We start from the raw sequence: 16,692 nt of genomic DNA on the forward strand, positions 1-16,692 counted from the left end.
TCTTTTATAATTTTAGCTTGCTATTGTATTCTTTTAAGATATTTATAGATTTTTTCAGCTCTGTATTTTCATTTTTAGATAAATGATATTCCACTAATTCCTTTACACCATTGTTATTTAAAACTGCTGGTACCCCAATAAATAAATCTTTTTCTCCATATTCTCCATTAAGCATAGCAGATACAGGAATTACTTTATTTTCATCTCGAAGCACTGCTTTAATGATTTGAACAGTAGTAGCAGCTATTCCAAAAGTGGTTGCTCCTTTTGCGTTTACAACTCTGTAAGCTATCATTTTAATATTTTCTGTTACAGAATTTATATGGAAATTATTTAGACGAGACTTATTATCCTCTAGTATATCCAAAAATCTCTTTCCTCCGACTGTAATCTGGCTCCAGGGAATTACTTGAGAGTCTCCATGCTCACCCATGCATAAAGCGTGAACACTCTGCGGATCAACATTCATAACATCTGCTAAGTGATATTTAAGGCGTGCAGAATCCAGAGCAGTACCTGTACCAATAACTTTATTAGCTGGCAGGCCAGAAAGCTTATGTACATAATAGGACATGACATCTACTGGATTGGTTATTACCACTATAATTCCTGAAAAACCACTTGCCATAATAGCAGGCACGATACTTTTGATAATTCCAGCCGCCTTTTCCAGCATATCCAATCGAGATTGACCTGTAATATAAGGAAGAGCAGCAGCAATAACTACTATATCAGCATCCTTGCAATCTTTATAATCTCCAGAGGTTACCTTCATCTTGCTTCCGCTGTAGCCAAGTGAATGCTGCAGATCTGTTGCTTCAGCCCAAGCTTTTTCCTTGTTTATATCTATCAGCACTAAATCATCACAAACATGATTCATTACTAAATCAAAGGCCACCGCAGCCCCTACAGATCCTGTGCCCACTACCACAACTTTATTTCTACTAATTGCCATACTTTATAGCCCCCTTGTATTTTTGTTTTGTTTTAAATAATGATATAATATTAAAAATAAAAATTATATAAAAAAATGAAGCAGTTAAAAGCATATTGTTTTCATTTTGAATAAGTATTAATTTTATTCACTTCATTTTGAAAGAGGTTAGTCTATGGATAAATCAGATGTGATTTTACTTAAATTATTGCAAGAAAATTCGAGAGCTACCATTAGTGAGCTATCTAAACAATTGTCTCTCAGCAGACCAAGTGTGGCTGAACGTATACTTAGACTTCAGGAAAAAGGTATCATTGAAGAATTTACTTCCAGAGTGTCCTTGGAGGCTGTGGGTAGAAATACAATTTTATATATTCAATTAAGCTCTCTTAAGATGTCCCCTGAGCTAATAGAAGAAATGATAGAGCAGGATGAAGACATACTGGAGTGCCATCGTGTAACAGGTCATATAGATTATTTCATAAAGGCAGCGGTAGATGGAGTAGATAGCATGAGAAAACTGATAGATAGACTTATGCCTTACGGAGTAGTAAATACCTCTGTGGTTATAAAGTCTCCTGTGCCCTATCGTCATATTTCACCAAAGCTTAAGAGCCTAGAGAAATAGAATTTATATAGGTTGATGTATTTAACTCATTTTGATATGATAAAGACAATATAATTACTAAAAAAGACGAGGAGGTACTTTATGGATAATTATAGAAAGCTTTATTTAATGCAGCAAAATTACGCCACACTTTTTTCTTTAGTAAATAAGGTTCAAGTAAAAGGAGATCAGAAATTTGCTGTTCTCACTTCCAGGCAGCTGATGACTATAATAGCAATCCTTCATTTGCCAGAGGATGAAACCACTTTAAATAATATAGCAAAAAAATTAGGAACTACAAAGCAAAGTGTTAAGCAGGTGATAAATATACTGGAAAACAAAGGCTACGTAATAACGGTTTCAAGTCCCAAGGATAAACGAGCTGTAAATGTTAAGCTGACAGAAGAAGGTAGAAAAGTAACTATTGAATGTGGAAAAAACTCTATAGACTTTTTTCCTATGCTGTTTAAAGGGTTTAGCATAGAGGAGCTAGAAACTTTATGGAAGCTCCTTAAAAAGCTGTATAGCTTTGATGGTGAAGAACAGGATGGCTTCGAAGAAAATGTAAATTTTGCAGCGGAAGAATTTGTGGATATAGACTTGGATGAATTATTGAATAAATAACATATATTTTTAAAAGCAGCATTCACGAAAGAAAAGGAAAGCTGTTTTTTTATACTTTTAAAATAGACAGTATATTGACTATTTCTTCGGGATATGCTATTTTATATTTAGACAGTATATTGTCTAAATGTTAGGAGGCATAATAATGAATAATGTTGTTATTGTTAAGAATTTAGAGAAAAATTATGGAAATAAAAAAGCTGTAGGTGGCATCGATTTTCAGGTTAGAGAAGGGGAGATAATTGGACTTTTAGGACCTAATGGAGCAGGAAAAAGTACTACCATAAGTATTTTGTCTACAATATTGTCAGCTGACCGAGGAGAGATAAGTATATTAGGATACTCAATACCAAAAGAGGTAAATAAAATAAAAAAAATAATTGGAATAGTACCTCAGGACTTAGCTATATATGAAGAGCTTAGCGCTGAAAAAAATGTTCGTTTCTTTGCAAGTCTTTATGGGGTAAAAGGAAAGCAGCTAGAGGAACAAGTAGAGGAGGCTTTAGAGCTGGTAGGACTTCTGGACAAGAAAGGGGATAAACCTAAAACCTTCTCAGGAGGAATGAAAAGAAGACTTAATATAGCTTGTGCTATTGCTCATAATCCTAAGCTTATCATAATGGATGAACCAACTGTAGGAATAGATCCACAATCAAGAAATCATATTTTAGAATCCATAAAAACTCTTCAAAAAAGAGGAGCCACTGTAATATATTCCACTCATTATATGGAAGAGGTAGAAACTATTTGTGATCGCATAATAATCATGAATGAAGGTAAGATTATAGCTGAAGGTACTAAAGAAGAGTTAAAGCATAGGGTAAATGATGACATAACCTACATATTTTTTCTCAATGAAGCAACGGGAATAAATACTTCAGAGTTTAATGAAATAATTGGAGTAAAGAAAGTAAAATTGGAAGAAAAGAGCTTAATTATAACTGCCGAAAAGTCCAAGGACAGTTTAGAAAAAATTATGGTGCTTATACTAAAGCAAGGCAGGAAAATTCAAAATATGAGCAGCCAGGAAGCTTCCTTGGAGACAGTGTTCTTGGAGCTTACCGGAAGAAATTTAAGAGACTAGGAGGAGTAAAATGAATTTTATAAGAATAGTTAAATTTGATTTTTTTAATATACTAAGAAACCCTGCGCTAGTTATTTCAGGGACAATATTTCCTATAATCATGATAGCGGTTATGGGCTTTATAACTACCTCAGGCTATGGAGCCAGCAGTGTAAGCTCTTATGATTATTACGGAATTACAATGATTATATTTATGGCGCTGATGATGGCTATGATTGCTACCAATAGTTTTATGGAGGAAAAGGTTAAGCGAGGGAATACTCGCATCATGTATGCACCAATTTCAAAGACTGAAATATATATGTCCAAATTATTGGCTGCATACCTATTTGGAGGTTTATGCTTAAGTTTGATAGTATTGTCAGGTCAATATATATTTAACATAAATTTTGGCAGAGGAAATATAGGCTATGTGCTGCTTTTAGTAAATGCATTAACCTTTTTTGGTTGCTGCCTTGGGACATTGTTTTGCTGCATCTTTAAAAGCGAGCAGGCAGCTAATTCTATTATGCAGATACCAATTTTAATATTTACATTTTTAGGTGGAACATTTTTTTCGGCAGCAAGCCTAGGAAAATTATTGGATAAGCTATCTAATGTATCTCCACTTAAGTGGGTGACAGAGTGTGCTTTTCAAATTATTTATGATAGAGATTTTAGTATATACCTTGTCAGTATATTAGGAATATTAGCTGCATCCATGCTGTGCATACTGATGTGTCAATTAATTTTTAAGCCGGAGGAATACGTATAATGAATGTAATAAATTTATTTAAAAATCATTTTAATAGAATATTAACTCAAAAAGCAATAATAATAATTGCATTAATAGTTGTTCCTATTATGATAGGCTTAGGTATTTTGTTTTCACAAAAAACGGATTTTAAGGCTACTATTGCTTTGGTGAGTCAAAATGCAAAAAATATTCCTCAAAATGATAATATTAAAATTGATGTGCTTCAAAATAAGCCAGAGTTCTCTACAATGCTATCAGGAAAATACGCAGCTATTGTAGAGAAAAAAAGCGATGGCAGCTATGAGGTAACCACTATCAAAAATCAAAAGGATAAAAAACTGATAGAGGATTTTTTTAAGCAGGGTAAAATATTAAAAGGTGAGGAAGGAAGTCAAGATAAAAGAGGCGTGGGTACAAATATTTTAGGCTTCATTTTGATGATAATATTGATGCAGGGAGTTGCTATTACCTTGCTTTATCCTGAGGACAGAAGCTTAAAAACCTTCAAAAGAGTGCTTACTGCTCCTGTAAGCGAAAGGCTGTACCTTTTATCACAAGGAATATTTACTTTTGTATGTCTTTTTATTCCCACTTATGCAGCCATAGCTATAACTAAGCTAGTATTTAAAGCAGATATAGGCTTTAACCTGGGAGTCATGGCTCTTTTAATTGCAATGCTAAGTGCTCTATCCACAGCTTTAGCTCTGTTTATAGCTTCAGCCTTGGACAGTGAGGTTTCCTTAGCTGCAAACGGAATTTATGTTATTACCTCAGTACTAGCTGGGTGCTTTTACTCCTTTACAGGAAACAGCAAGATCATTGATGCTATAGCTAGCATTCTGCCTCAAAAGGCATTTATGGACATGAGCCAGCAGATAGAAAATCATAAAAGCATAGCAAGCTTTCAGGGAGAGCTTATATATCTGCTTATTTTTATTGTAGCTCTGTGGTTTTTAGGAAGCTTAATTTCTAAAAGAAGAATTAAGCTTTAGCTGAATGGCATCGCTAATTACAGGCAGAAGCATTTTTTAATGTTGTTTAAAAATTCTGATATATGCTATAATCTAGTTTAACCATGAAAAGGAAGTTATATGACTTATACAAGGTGGTGAAACTATGAGGATTGCAGTTTTATCTGATATACACGGTAATTATTCAGCCTTTAAGGCTGCGCTGAAGGATATTGAGAAATTAGGAATTGATAAGTATATAATTGCAGGAGATCAAATTTTGGATTTTCCAAAGCCTAATGAGGTGCTGGAAACAATCAGAGGTTTAGATGCCTATGTGATAAAAGGAAACAGAGAAAATTATATATTGGATTATCATAACGGAAAATGCAGTGAGTGGAAGAAGTATAAGCAGATGTCCACGGTGCTGTGGACCTATGAAACTCTAAAAGAAGAAAACTTAAAATACATAGGAGAGCTGCCCAGCCAATTAAAAGTTAATATTTCTGGAACGGATAGCATAAGGGTAGTGCATGGTTCTCCACTAGCGATAAGTGAGGAGCTCTATCCAAATAAGCATTTGGATAGGCTGGAGAAAGCTTGTAAAGCCATAGAAGAAACTGTTCTAATATGTGGGCATACTCATGAGGCGTGGGTTAAAGAAGCTTTCGGAAAACTAATATTAAATCCAGGCTCCCTGGGTGTACCCTTTAATAAAAATAGCGCAGCTGAGTACGCAGTGCTTACTTGGAAGGAGAATCATTGGACAGCTTCTATTCGGCAGATAGACTATACTTTAAAGGATTTTGAGGAAGCTTTTAATGATACTGATATTGTAGAGAAATGTAAAACCTGGTGCTATCTTACCTTGGAAAGTATAAAAGCAGGCAGAAATGTAAATATAGATTTTATAAATCAGGGACATAACATGGCCGAAAAGGAAGGCATTAAAATCTGTGAGCTAGTGCCTAACTCAATTTGGGATAAGGTTCATCAGCTGTGGTTTAAGGAAGCATAACCTGAAGACTAGATAAGTAGAAAACTAGTTATCTACTTATCATGATATCACGATGATTGGATGCTTTGATTTATATATTAATTAAAAATCAATTTATTGTATAAAATGCTATAGATTTGTAATTTATGATGTATAATAGAATGATATGAACAATAGAGCATTAAAGATTATTTTAGGAGGGTAGCAATCGTGAAGAATTTATTTTTTATTACAACATCAAAACCTTTATTCCATGTAATGTCTGTGAGATAACTAGAGGTGGCATTTGCATGGAAGTACAGTAGCCATTTTCATTCTAATATTTGATGGAAAATAAAGTTATAGACAGATATTGCAGCCTTAAATTAATAATTTAATTTTAAGGGGCTCGTTAGAATGGATTATAAAAATGGGTTGGAAATATTTCCACAGGAATTATTAGGAGAAATTCAAAAATATATTAGCGGAGGATTGGTTTATATTCCTCAAACGGAAAATAAACGCAAGGAATGGGGAGAACTTTCTGGAGTTAAGCTGGAGCTAAGAACAAGGAACTCTGAAATTAAGCAGAAATTTTATGCAGGAGTAACCATGGAGACCTTAGCTTCAGAGTATTGCCTCTCCATAGAAACAATTAAAAAAATAGTTTATACGAAAAAAAAGCTATAAAAGCTGCTCAGGAAAGATTAATTTTTCCTGAGCAGCTTTTATGTATGGCTATGTTTTAAAAGACTGTTGATAAAGGCGTTTTTCGTCTAGCATGGTTTCTTTCAGAACCCATGGGATGAACTCTAAGGGCTGCTTTGTTATAATTGGCTACCAATTTTATTGCGCCCTCCGTGGCGCTAAAATTGCTTTGCCCGTCCTGGGCAAAATTACGCCAATTATAAGTCGCAATCCCTAAGAGTTTCTAGAACTTAAACGATAATATCAGCATTTTAAAACATAGCCTCCCGAACTGAAGGAAGTTTTAAATCAGTGTAAAAATCAACACTGATTTAAAACAGAGCCTTATGTATTAAATAACTATAACCAAAATAGCTATATAAATTATGTGATGACGTAGCTAAAATTATTTATGTAGATGCTTAATTTACATAGGAGTTTTTATTCATTGAAATAAAAATTATTGGAGGAATTATAATGGAGCCAACTAAAATAAACAGGTTATTTATAATTACAGGAGCAAGCTGTATAGGAAAGTCTACTGCTTGTGAAATTTTATTTAAGAAGGAAGAAGATTATATTGTAATGGAAAGTGATTTACTTTGGTCTGATGTATATGATACACCAGAAGACAATTATAGGGTGTATCGAGAATTATGGATGCGTATTTGTAGCAGCATCTCTCAAATAGGTATGCCTGTAGTTCTATGTGGATGTGCAACGCCGGAACAGTTTGAGGTACTTGATACTAGAAAGTATTTCACAGAAATAATTTATATTGCTGTTGTAGCTGAAGAAAAGGAACTTATTAACCGAATGAAATGTGGTCGAGGTATTACTGATGAAAATTGGATTAAGAGTTCTGTTCATTTTAATGAATGGTTAAAAAATAATTCTTCAAAAACAACTCCTAATATTATATTGGTGGATAATACACATATGAGCCCAGAGGAAACAGCAAAGAAAATAGATGAAATAATTAGGCTAAATATGGTGTATGGAATATAAATGTGCATTAAATAAATAGGAGCTGCAATAAAAACAGCTCCTATTTATTTTTATTTATTATCCACTAACTGACCTTTATATAAGCCTTTATGGCTTATAGCAATTTTAAATTTATTTTCGTACTGCTTTATTAGCGGAAGCTCTCTGGGAGAAACCAAGGAGATTGCAATGCCATCTTCTCCAGCACGTCCGCAGCGTCCAACTCTGTGAAGATAGCTGTTTGTATCCTCTGGAAGATCCAAATTAAATACATGAGTTATACCTTTTATATCAAGTCCTCTTGAAGCTATATCAGATGCAACTAAAAGCTGAAGCTTACCTGTTCTGAAGTCTTCTAGGGATTTTTTTCTATCCTCTTTTAGATTTGTTCCATGAATGCTGTCTGCCTTAAGCTTATGATATTTTAATTTAGAGGTTATAATTTCTATGTCGTCACTTTTATTTACGAAAACTAAAGCTTTGGTTGGATTTACTGCATGAACAAGCTTTCTTAGAACCTCTACCTTGTCTCTTTCATCACAGGTTAAATAGTAATGAGATATATTTGGATTAACTTCTATTTTGGAAGCTATATTTATAATCTCAGGTTCCTTCATTAAGTCTTTAGCAGCTGTAAGGCTCTTAACGGACATAGTAGCCGAGAAAAGCAGCAGCTGTCTTTCTTTTAAAGTAGTTTTTATTACAGCTTTCACGGTTTCAATGTTATGAAAATCTAAAAGTCTATCAGCTTCATCTATAACTATAGTTTTTATGGTATGAGCAGATATTTTTTTCCGTTTTATAAGTTCTAAGGTTCTTCCGGGTGTACCTACTATGATGTGAGGCTTTTCTTTTAATTTATCTATCTGCCTGTTAATATTGGCATCGCCTATGATGGTGGTAGAGGTTAAGTTTAGCTTAGAAGCTTCAGCTAAAGCAGTTATATTTTTATGTACCTGCATCACTAATTCGTGGGTTGGAGCAAGAATCAGGGCTTGCATTTCACGTTTAGAAGCATCTATCTTCTGAAATATTGGAAGTATGTAGGCTAGGGTTTTTCCGCTGCCTGTTTTTGATTGACCTACAACATCCTTATTCGCCGTGGCAAGAGGTATTATTTTTTCCTGAATTTCTGTGGGAGTATTGAAGCCTAACTTATTCAAGCCTTCAATAATATTTATATTTAAACCGAGCTTTTCAAATACGTTATTCATAGTTGCCTCCTTAAAATAATCTTAAGTAATTACAATACTATATTTTATAAGAAATCACAATAAAAATTTTATTATTATAGCATATAAACAATTATTTACAATAAATATAAGGTTTTGCATAATTGAGCTATAGGGTTATTGATTATGGAGGTGAGTGTAATAAATAAATCAGTTTTAGTGAATTTATTTAAAAACTTGCCATTGAGCAGTGACGATTTAAAAAAAGCTATAATATATAACTCCACTGCAGTATTTGCGCTAATAGACAATCTTAATCAAATAAATTATAAATTTACTGATTTTAATTATACAGTTTATCGTAAAGATATAAAAGCTTTATACAATGAAGATTTTTCTTCATTACTAAAAAAGGATGAATGGCAGAATAAGGTTCAAGATAAACTTAAAGATGCTGAATACGTAAAGAAAAGTGCAGATGCTGTTATAAAAAATAGTTAGTGTTAGCACTAACTATTTTTTATGCTTGAAAACTATTTATCTATAAGCTTCTTTTCGAATTGTTCTACGGCGTTTCTTGTCATCATTCCACCAATAGGTCCACCTATTTTTCCATTTATTTTTGATAAGTTGCTTCCTTTAGAAGAATCATTAATATCTGATCCCAGTTCATTTGCAAACTCTGTTTTTATTTTATTAAGTTTTTCTTTAGCTTCTGGAACTAAAGGCCTTTTGCTCATTTAAATCACCTCCCCTGCTTTAGTTTTAGATTTTTTTATAAGTATATACCTGCTAATTGTTACATACTAAAAATTTATTAAGACCTATAAGACTTATAAAGAATATTAGGTTTAATTCTTTATAACAAGCGCATAATACAATGGTTATGTTTTAAAAGAATGTTGATTAATAGTTAAAACCAGAAAATCTGGTTTTTTATTTTTTGCTTTTTTTTTGCACTAAGATATACCTGGAGTGATTATGAAGCTGATTATATTGCTGAAAATGTGCTGAAAGCTGTGAAGTGGATTATAAGGTGTAAAAAATGATTATAAGAATTTTTGGTAATGAATGAAAAAAATCTATTTGCTACAATAAGATTATGTTTTAAATTGCAAGGAGAGATAAGTGTATGGAAAAGTATAAAAATATTGATTCAATAGAGGAAGTTAACACTGTACTTACAAAATTTCAACAGGGCTATAAAAGTAAAACTGTTGATGGAGTAAACACATTTGTAAATGAAATGTTTTCGGATAAAGCTGGACTAGTTGTTATTGGCAGCGGTATTAATCAATGGGCTTTTAACTTGGAAGGTACAAAGAAAATCATAAAAAATCATTGGGCGGAAGAAAATAAGCACTTTAAAAATTTAAATTTTAATTTTGAAAAAGCTTATATATTTGCAAATGAGGATACAGCTTGGGTAATATCTATAGGAAATTCAAGTGACACTATTTCAGAAGAGGATCAGCTTAAAGCAGCTGAAGCGCAGATAAAAGAAATTTTAAACAGGGAAGAAACATCAAGAAAAAATGCTTTGGAAGCAGCCTTCACTATAGCTAATACTTTAGCAGAGGTAGAACAGGGAGAAGAATACAAATGGATATTTAGGTTTACGGCCGTTCTTATAAAAGAAAAGGGACAATGGAAATTTCACCAAATGCAATTCTCACTAGACGGAAACGAAATAGAAAATTTTTGCAGAGAGGATAGCTTTGATGAAGGCTACATGAGTATGCCTAAAGCAGGTGAAAACGAAGAAACAGAAAAGGTTAGAAAGGTGCTGGAGGTTTTTCAAGAGGGGTATATCAAACGAGATATAGCTTATGTAGATGAGTATCTTAAAAAGGTATTCTTTCAGGATGAATAGCAGATAGTAATCGGTACAGATGCGGAGGAACTTTGTATTGGGCCTGAAGGAATAAGAGGTATAGTAGACTCTGATTGGAAATACTGGGGAGACTTCTGTATGAATGTGGAAGGTGCTCATATAACTGTTAATGGAGAAATAGCTTATTTCTCCACTAAAGCAATTTTAAAAAGAAAAGTTACAAAAGAGCAAATATATACTTGGATAACAGGTCAAGCTAACTACAGATTTTCAGTTGAAGAAAAGAAAACTAAAGAAAAATTAGCAGAAACACTTTGTATGATTCTAGATTTTCTAATTGATGCTGAAAATGAAGGCTTATACATTTTACCTATGAGATTTTCTGGAGTTATGGTTAATCATGAAGGAAAGTGGCTTATTCATCATGCCCAGTATTCTGATTATGTAGATAAATTTTCTGGGACAAGAATTAAATAGTATAATAAGTATAATAAAAAAATGCTGCACAAGCGATTGCTTGGCAGCATTTTTTTATTATTTTTTCTTTTTCCATACAAAGGCAGCTCCAGAAGCTATGAATAATGAACCAACAGCTTCTAGTATATTTTCATCTAAGAATACTCCTGTCTTTGGTAGTTGAGTTTTGCTTGAATTAACAGTACTTGTATTTGAATTTACAACAGAGGTACTTGAATCAGTACCAGTTTTAGTGTTTGTATCTGATGCAGTGGGTTTATTAGTTAAGTCTGAAGCAGATAAGAAATAATCACTGCAGTGATCTATTGTAAATGTAACAAAACCATCCTTATCAACATTCCAAGAACCATCAGCGTTTGAGCCTTTTATAAGCTCAGAAGCTTTTTTATCAGGATTATAGTAGTACAAGAATGTCTTATTATCCTTTACTGCATTTTTATCAGCTTTTACTTTAATTGATGCAGGGGAAGGTAACGCTCCATGATATTTAAAGGATAATATTTGAGCTGTTTTATCTGCTTTTAAAATTTCTTCAGCGTAAGGTGAACTTGCGTTCAGGGATAAATCTATATCCTTTATTAAAGTTTTGTCGAAGTCTTTTGCATTAAAGCTCCAGGTAACAGTAGGGGAAATATATCCTTTTGGTGCCGCTACTGTAAAGGAGATCTGCTTATCCATACCAGCTATGCTTTCAAGTAGTTGTGAAGAGAGTATAGTGCTACTGCCTAAGGTTACAGTAACATTCTTGTCTGCAGAGCCTGTTATGGAATCATATATTTTAGAGTCTTCAGCCTTTAATAATTCTATAATACTGAATTTAATTATTTTTGTTGAAATATTTCCAGCTGCATCTTCAGCGGTTATTACAAGGTTGTAATCTCCTTTTTGGTCTATATAGGTTCCGTTATATGCTTTTCCGTTTAAGGTCATGGAAATCTTTGAAGATTCATTTGCGTTTACAGAAGGAAGAACTACAGTGCTGTATTTTTTGCCATCCTCAGCACCTGTGACATTGATTTCTGGTGCAGTTTTATCTATTGTAAAACTATCTATGACAGGTGCGGATTCATTGCCAGCTAAGTCTACTGCACTTACAGATAGCACATATTTACCTTCCTTTGTAATAGGTGAACCATCATATTTTTTACCATTTAATAGCATGGTAATAGCTGAATTTTTATTAGAAGTAGCTTTTGGTGTTACATCTGTATTGTATATTTTACCATTTTCTACTCCTGATACTGTGACAATTGGTGCAGTTTGGTCTAAAACTACAGGTATTAATATATCTGTGGAATTTCCAAAAGCATCTAGAGCATTTACAGAAATTTGATTTTCACCAGGCTTTAAAGAAACATTTTTCTCAAAGCTTCTATCTAAATTATTTTCTTTAGCTCCGCCAGAACCTATATTCATTACAGTATCTCCATCTATTGAAAGAGTGTATCCATAATAATTATCCGATATCTGACCTTTAATCAATATTGAATCTTTGTTGGTATAGATTTTTCCGTCAGCTTTTGCCAGTGGTATATCAAGTGATAATTTTGGAGCAGTGGCATCGTAAAGAATTTTATAGCCCCAGTCATAAATAATTTTGCTGTCATTTTCCTCATCATCAACTGCATAAACTGAAATAGAATTTGAACCTTCTTTTATTTTAACAGGTGCTTCGAAGGTTAAATCATCTTTAATTTCAACCTCAGAGCCGTTGATTTTAAATTCTCCTGGTCGGTGGTTAACACTTCCCTTAATAACATAGGTGCCATCAGTCACATCTGACTTTGATACTACTGAATAGGAAGTAAGATTATCAAAATTTATGTTAAAGTGTTCATCATCTGTTTCGTAGCGTACATATACATATTGTATGGATGCATGACCAGCATAGTCTGTAGCTATTAACTGGACTTTATTCAATCCGCTTTCAAGTCCATCTACTTCACAGGTGAAATTGCCATCTTCATCCACATAAGGACTATCATATTCAGCATAAAATTCATTTAAATTAGCTTCTTTAAGAGTACCTTTAATTATAACGGAGCCAGAATCGGTAACATAGGCATTATCTTCTGTTGTACTTGGAGAAGTTATTGTAATTTGTGGAGCAGTAAAATCAAAATTAACTGATATATTCTGATTATATACTTCATTGTCTTCAGAGTCATAACCTATAATATCGAAATTATTTACTCCCTCTTTTACGTCAGCGGCATAAGATAGTACATTATCTTTAACTCCTGCATCTTTGCCGTTAATAGTTAATTTTTCAATATTGCTGCTGATACTTCCTTTTATAATATATTTACCATCTGATAAGTTAGTTTCATTATAGAAGGTGCCATCGGAAAGATTGAATAAATTCACATTAGTTATGCTGCTATCGGATAGCTTTTTGGTATCAACGCTGACATTACCAGCATAGTCCATCACTGACAGCTTTATTTCGCTTTTGGTACCTTCAGGGAAGTATATATTAGCCTTATAAAGTCCGTTTTCAAACTTTATATCTGAGCCATTTATAGAATAAACTTGTCCATTTGTGCTATATTTTACAATGGTGGTATTTAGACCAGAAAGATTATCGCTGGCCTCCCATTGAAGTTCGTAAGAATTAATTCCTTTACTATCAGTATGCTTAACCAGATTTTTAATTCTAACTATAGGGGCGGTAACATCTAATTTCACTGGCAGATCTAAAGTCTGAGCTTTTGAGGAGTCACCATTTACAGAAGAAGTTATCCTATAAATATATTCTCCCTCTGGAGCTGTTTCATATTTGCCTGTGGAAGTATTATATATGGTACCATCCCAGTAACCGTTGTTTAATACGGTAATAGAGCTATTTTCACTATTGAATTCTTCCAATGTGTTTTTGGATAAATCATATTTATTATATACTTGTCGTATTACCTTATTGGTTTTCTTATCTACAATATCTACCTTTAAATTTTTAGCATCTCTTAATAGATATAATATGCCTCCAACGGTGTCATACTTACCATCTCCATTAGGAGAAAATGCAATATCATCTTTGTTTACTATTGGAGTATTGCTACTATCACTTCCTGTTACTCCTAAATAATAAATACTTCCATTTGCAGCGAAATTGTAAAGGGAAGTAACCTTCATCAGTGAATTTTGATCATATAGGGGACTATCCACTATAGCTTCTTGCTCCCAATTGCCGTAAAAACCCATGTAAGGCATTACTAAATTGGGATTGCTGCCATCTGTGCTGTTAATCTTAACATAACCTTCTACATAGTTGTTTTTATTAAAATCAGCAGGCAATTTGATGTTTACAGTAACAGTTTCACTGGAATTGGCTTTAACAGTTACTTTATTTTTATCAAAGCTCATAACGGAATCCTTGATAGCTGTTTCTTGTACCAAATCATTGCTGGTTACTTCTGTAAGAATTCCTCCATTAGCTAAAGAGAAAGTAAGATCTTTATTGGAGTAATTCTTTAAGTTTATTTTGAAGGATGTATTGTCACCTATTTCTTTTAAGGAAGCTGCAGCTTTTCCATCACTATATGTAGCTATTACATTATTTTTAATTGCATCTTCAATCTGAATAAGGCCTGCACCTTGTCTTCTAGGAGAAATAGGAACTTTGTTATTATATTTGTCATAAACTGTCTTAGAGGTGTTCATGGCGGTATTTTTAATAAAGGCTATCTTATCTCTTGAAGCAAGATTTTTATCTTTAATACCTTGTAATATGAGAGCTTCAGATCCTGAAACATTAGGTGCTGCCATGGAAGTACCGCTCATAGTTTGGTAACCATTATTGTTTGCTAGAGAATATATATCTCCTCCAGGAGCAGTTATTTCAGGTTTAAAGTCAAGACTTGAAGTAGGTCCCCAAGAAGAATATTGAGACATATCTCCAGCATCTGGATTAACTATATGAAACTTTTTACCAGTTGGTTCAAAACTGAAGGTTTTATTACCTTTATTTATGGAATCCATTATTGAAATTCCATCTCTGTATCCAATGCTTATAACAGAAGAACTCACAAGATTCTGTATATCCATTGCCATTGGAGCATCCCAACCAGCTTCATTATTAAAAATTATTACTGCATCTGGTCCAGCCCAAAAAGCATTGATTACTTTTTCAAAGAAAGTTATATCACCTCGTTTTACTAAGGCTATCTTACCATTAAGTCCACCAAAAGGATATTTCTTAAAATCTTCATCTGTACCAAGGCCACAGTATACAACTTCCTTAGATGAAGATAATTGAGATATATCAGTTACACCAGAAGCTGCTTGGTAGGCAGTGGTTTTTACGGTTCCATCAGCAGAGGTGATTTTAAGTCCATCAAAGGTAATATTGCTATTTTCATAGGAAGCTACGGATAAAGCATCATCAGCCACTGCTGGATTTCCTACGGTGCTTGTATCCTTTAAGCCAAGCTTATTTAATGGCTGACTCCAAGAACTTGTTGTAGTACTTGTTTGACTGTTACCTGCTGAAACTACACATAACACTCCAGAATCAGTGGCATTTTTTATAGCAGCTTGTTCTGGATCGTTAGAATCAGTGACTCCAGCATTTGAGCCTAAGCTCATATTAATAACATCTGCACCTAATTTAACTGAATCTTCTATAGCTGCAATTATGTCATCTGTGAAAGCACTACTGCTTAATTGTGAATTATTGCTGAAAACTTTCATGTCAAGCAGCTGGGCTTCAGGAGCTACCCCTCTTATGGCATTTCCAAGGCTGGCAGCTGCTTCATCTCCATTAGCGGCTATTATACCAGCTACGTGCATACCGTGCATTACACCAGTGGTATCTACTACGTTAGTATTATTATCTGCATAGTTATATCCGTACGGAACTTTGTCTGTAAAATATTTTCCGTGATTAAATGAATTTATTTTTTCTTCCACAGTTTTTTCAGTAAGCTTTAAATTTGATTTGTCTATGTTCTGCAAATCCTTATGAGTATAATCAATTCCTGTATCAATTACGGATACAACCATTCCATTACCTTTATATCCATAGTCTTTCCATACATTGTAAGCTTGAGTAATTTCATTAGATGATTCCATAGATGGAGTGAAGGATTGTACTTCTGTGACAGATTTTACTCCATCTAAAACACTTAATTTTGGAATATCAGATTTTTTTACTTGAATGGAGATTCCATTAATTAAATATCCAAAAGATCTAATTACTTTAGTCTTTGTTATTGATTGTATTTTGTCGATTATATCACCTTGTTGCTTTTTTACAGCTTGCTCTATATTTTGAGATGAAGAGCTTTTTAAAGTTTTAGAATCCTTAGAATTAATTTTGCTTACAGCAGGTGCTTGATTAAATTGAATTATAACTCGTGTAAGCTTATTTTCGTCAGAGTCCTTAGCTGATTTGTTTTCATCAAGAGCCTTGCCATATTTATTTACAGCATAAGAGTTTAACTTATAGTTACTTTGCTGGTTCATCATGGCCTGTATAAGTTTAGTTTTTAGTTCCTCATCGCTTAAGCTTGAAGCCATTGCTTTTTCAGGTAGCAAGGTAAAAAGCAAGGATAAAGCTAAAAAGCTGGATGCAAATTTGGACAGTAATTTGTGTGAAAATTTCTTTTTCATTTTCCCCCTCCAAT

At 33.3% G+C, this 16,692-nt stretch carries 15 protein-coding genes; 11 read left to right on the forward strand and 4 right to left on the reverse strand.

Going from position 1 to position 16,692, the window contains the following annotated elements:
• Positions 1–4: 4 nt before the first annotated feature.
• On the reverse strand, positions 5–955 hold the full coding sequence (locus IAI10_RS00275) for an L-lactate dehydrogenase (RefSeq protein ID WP_315671299.1): 951 nt from the start codon (positions 953–955) through the stop codon (positions 5–7).
• Between the two features lie 154 nt (positions 956–1,109).
• Here IAI10_RS00275 and IAI10_RS00280 point away from each other — a divergent pair, with 154 nt between their 5' ends.
• From IAI10_RS00280 to IAI10_RS00315, 8 genes are all read left to right on the forward strand, one after another.
• The gene (locus tag IAI10_RS00280) at positions 1,110–1,562 is read left to right on the forward strand and encodes an Lrp/AsnC family transcriptional regulator (protein ID WP_315671300.1); all 453 of its coding nucleotides are present in this window, start codon (positions 1,110–1,112) and stop codon (positions 1,560–1,562) included.
• Positions 1,563–1,643: 81 nt separating this feature from the next.
• Positions 1,644–2,165, forward strand: a complete 522-nt coding sequence (locus IAI10_RS00285; RefSeq protein WP_315671301.1) for a MarR family winged helix-turn-helix transcriptional regulator — start codon at positions 1,644–1,646, stop codon at positions 2,163–2,165.
• Positions 2,166–2,310: 145 nt separating this feature from the next.
• The gene (locus IAI10_RS00290) at positions 2,311–3,249 is read left to right on the forward strand and encodes an ABC transporter ATP-binding protein (protein ID WP_315671302.1); all 939 of its coding nucleotides are present in this window, start codon (positions 2,311–2,313) and stop codon (positions 3,247–3,249) included.
• A gap of 10 nt (positions 3,250–3,259) precedes the next feature.
• Positions 3,260–4,003 (forward strand): ABC transporter permease, encoded by a 744-nt coding sequence (locus IAI10_RS00295; protein ID WP_315671303.1) that lies wholly within the window; start codon positions 3,260–3,262, stop codon positions 4,001–4,003.
• Positions 4,003–4,977, forward strand: a complete 975-nt coding sequence (locus tag IAI10_RS00300) for an ABC transporter permease (RefSeq protein WP_315671304.1) — start codon at positions 4,003–4,005, stop codon at positions 4,975–4,977. Before IAI10_RS00295 ends, IAI10_RS00300 begins: the two co-directional genes overlap by 1 nt.
• Positions 4,978–5,101: 124 nt before the next feature.
• Positions 5,102–5,953, forward strand: a complete 852-nt coding sequence (locus IAI10_RS00305) for a YfcE family phosphodiesterase (RefSeq protein ID WP_315671305.1) — start codon at positions 5,102–5,104, stop codon at positions 5,951–5,953.
• A gap of 375 nt (positions 5,954–6,328) precedes the next feature.
• On the forward strand, positions 6,329–6,601 hold the full coding sequence (locus IAI10_RS00310) for a CD3324 family protein (protein ID WP_315671306.1): 273 nt from the start codon (positions 6,329–6,331) through the stop codon (positions 6,599–6,601).
• Positions 6,602–7,075: 474 nt separating this feature from the next.
• The gene (locus IAI10_RS00315) at positions 7,076–7,606 is read left to right on the forward strand and encodes a hypothetical protein (protein ID WP_315671307.1); all 531 of its coding nucleotides are present in this window, start codon (positions 7,076–7,078) and stop codon (positions 7,604–7,606) included.
• Between the two features lie 50 nt (positions 7,607–7,656).
• On the opposite strand, the gene IAI10_RS00320 is transcribed toward IAI10_RS00315, so the two are convergent.
• Positions 7,657–8,799, reverse strand: coding sequence for a DEAD/DEAH box helicase (locus tag IAI10_RS00320; RefSeq protein WP_315671308.1), 1,143 nt, complete (start codon positions 8,797–8,799; stop codon positions 7,657–7,659).
• Between the two features lie 144 nt (positions 8,800–8,943).
• Here IAI10_RS00320 and IAI10_RS00325 point away from each other — a divergent pair, with 144 nt between their 5' ends.
• The gene (locus tag IAI10_RS00325; RefSeq protein ID WP_315671309.1) at positions 8,944–9,258 is read left to right on the forward strand and encodes a hypothetical protein; all 315 of its coding nucleotides are present in this window, start codon (positions 8,944–8,946) and stop codon (positions 9,256–9,258) included.
• Between the two features lie 32 nt (positions 9,259–9,290).
• Here IAI10_RS00325 and IAI10_RS00330 read toward each other — a convergent pair whose 3' ends face one another.
• Positions 9,291–9,497, reverse strand: coding sequence for an alpha/beta-type small acid-soluble spore protein (locus tag IAI10_RS00330; RefSeq protein ID WP_315671310.1), 207 nt, complete (start codon positions 9,495–9,497; stop codon positions 9,291–9,293).
• A gap of 392 nt (positions 9,498–9,889) precedes the next feature.
• On the opposite strand from IAI10_RS00330, the gene IAI10_RS00335 reads away from it, so the two are divergent.
• Together IAI10_RS00335 and IAI10_RS00340 are read left to right on the forward strand one after the other, a co-directional pair.
• On the forward strand, positions 9,890–10,630 hold the full coding sequence (locus IAI10_RS00335) for a hypothetical protein (RefSeq protein WP_315671311.1): 741 nt from the start codon (positions 9,890–9,892) through the stop codon (positions 10,628–10,630).
• Positions 10,631–10,729: 99 nt separating this feature from the next.
• Positions 10,730–11,068 (forward strand): hypothetical protein, encoded by a 339-nt coding sequence (locus IAI10_RS00340; RefSeq protein ID WP_315671312.1) that lies wholly within the window; start codon positions 10,730–10,732, stop codon positions 11,066–11,068.
• Between the two features lie 57 nt (positions 11,069–11,125).
• On the opposite strand, the gene IAI10_RS00345 is transcribed toward IAI10_RS00340, so the two are convergent.
• Positions 11,126–16,678 carry a S8 family serine peptidase gene (locus tag IAI10_RS00345; RefSeq protein WP_315671313.1) on the reverse strand — a complete coding sequence of 1,851 codons (5,553 nt, stop codon included), beginning with the start codon at positions 16,676–16,678 and terminating at the stop codon, positions 11,126–11,128.
• Between the last annotated feature and the right edge of the window lie 14 nt (positions 16,679–16,692).

Origin of the sequence: Clostridium sp. 19966 (assembly GCF_032335695.1) — a bacterium.
GTDB lineage: Bacteria > Bacillota > Clostridia > Clostridiales > Clostridiaceae > JACTOJ01.

Coding starts and splice junctions, on each gene's coding strand:
- IAI10_RS00280 (WP_315671300.1), top strand. CDS start 1,110: ATGGATAAATCAGATGTGATTTTACTTAAATTATTGCAAGAAAATTCG.
- IAI10_RS00320 (WP_315671308.1), bottom strand. CDS start 8,799: ATGAATAACGTATTTGAAAAGCTCGGTTTAAATATAAATATTATTGAA.
- IAI10_RS00285 (WP_315671301.1), top strand. CDS start 1,644: ATGGATAATTATAGAAAGCTTTATTTAATGCAGCAAAATTACGCCACA.
- IAI10_RS00305 (WP_315671305.1), top strand. CDS start 5,102: ATGAGGATTGCAGTTTTATCTGATATACACGGTAATTATTCAGCCTTT.
- IAI10_RS00340 (WP_315671312.1), top strand. CDS start 10,730: ATGAATGTGGAAGGTGCTCATATAACTGTTAATGGAGAAATAGCTTAT.
- IAI10_RS00325 (WP_315671309.1), top strand. CDS start 8,944: ATGGAGGTGAGTGTAATAAATAAATCAGTTTTAGTGAATTTATTTAAA.
- IAI10_RS00315 (WP_315671307.1), top strand. CDS start 7,076: ATGGAGCCAACTAAAATAAACAGGTTATTTATAATTACAGGAGCAAGC.
- IAI10_RS00310 (WP_315671306.1), top strand. CDS start 6,329: ATGGATTATAAAAATGGGTTGGAAATATTTCCACAGGAATTATTAGGA.
- IAI10_RS00335 (WP_315671311.1), top strand. CDS start 9,890: ATGGAAAAGTATAAAAATATTGATTCAATAGAGGAAGTTAACACTGTA.
- IAI10_RS00330 (WP_315671310.1), bottom strand. CDS start 9,497: ATGAGCAAAAGGCCTTTAGTTCCAGAAGCTAAAGAAAAACTTAATAAA.
- IAI10_RS00275 (WP_315671299.1), bottom strand. CDS start 955: ATGGCAATTAGTAGAAATAAAGTTGTGGTAGTGGGCACAGGATCTGTA.
- IAI10_RS00290 (WP_315671302.1), top strand. CDS start 2,311: ATGAATAATGTTGTTATTGTTAAGAATTTAGAGAAAAATTATGGAAAT.
- IAI10_RS00295 (WP_315671303.1), top strand. CDS start 3,260: ATGAATTTTATAAGAATAGTTAAATTTGATTTTTTTAATATACTAAGA.
- IAI10_RS00300 (WP_315671304.1), top strand. CDS start 4,003: ATGAATGTAATAAATTTATTTAAAAATCATTTTAATAGAATATTAACT.
- IAI10_RS00345 (WP_315671313.1), bottom strand. CDS start 16,678: ATGAAAAAGAAATTTTCACACAAATTACTGTCCAAATTTGCATCCAGC.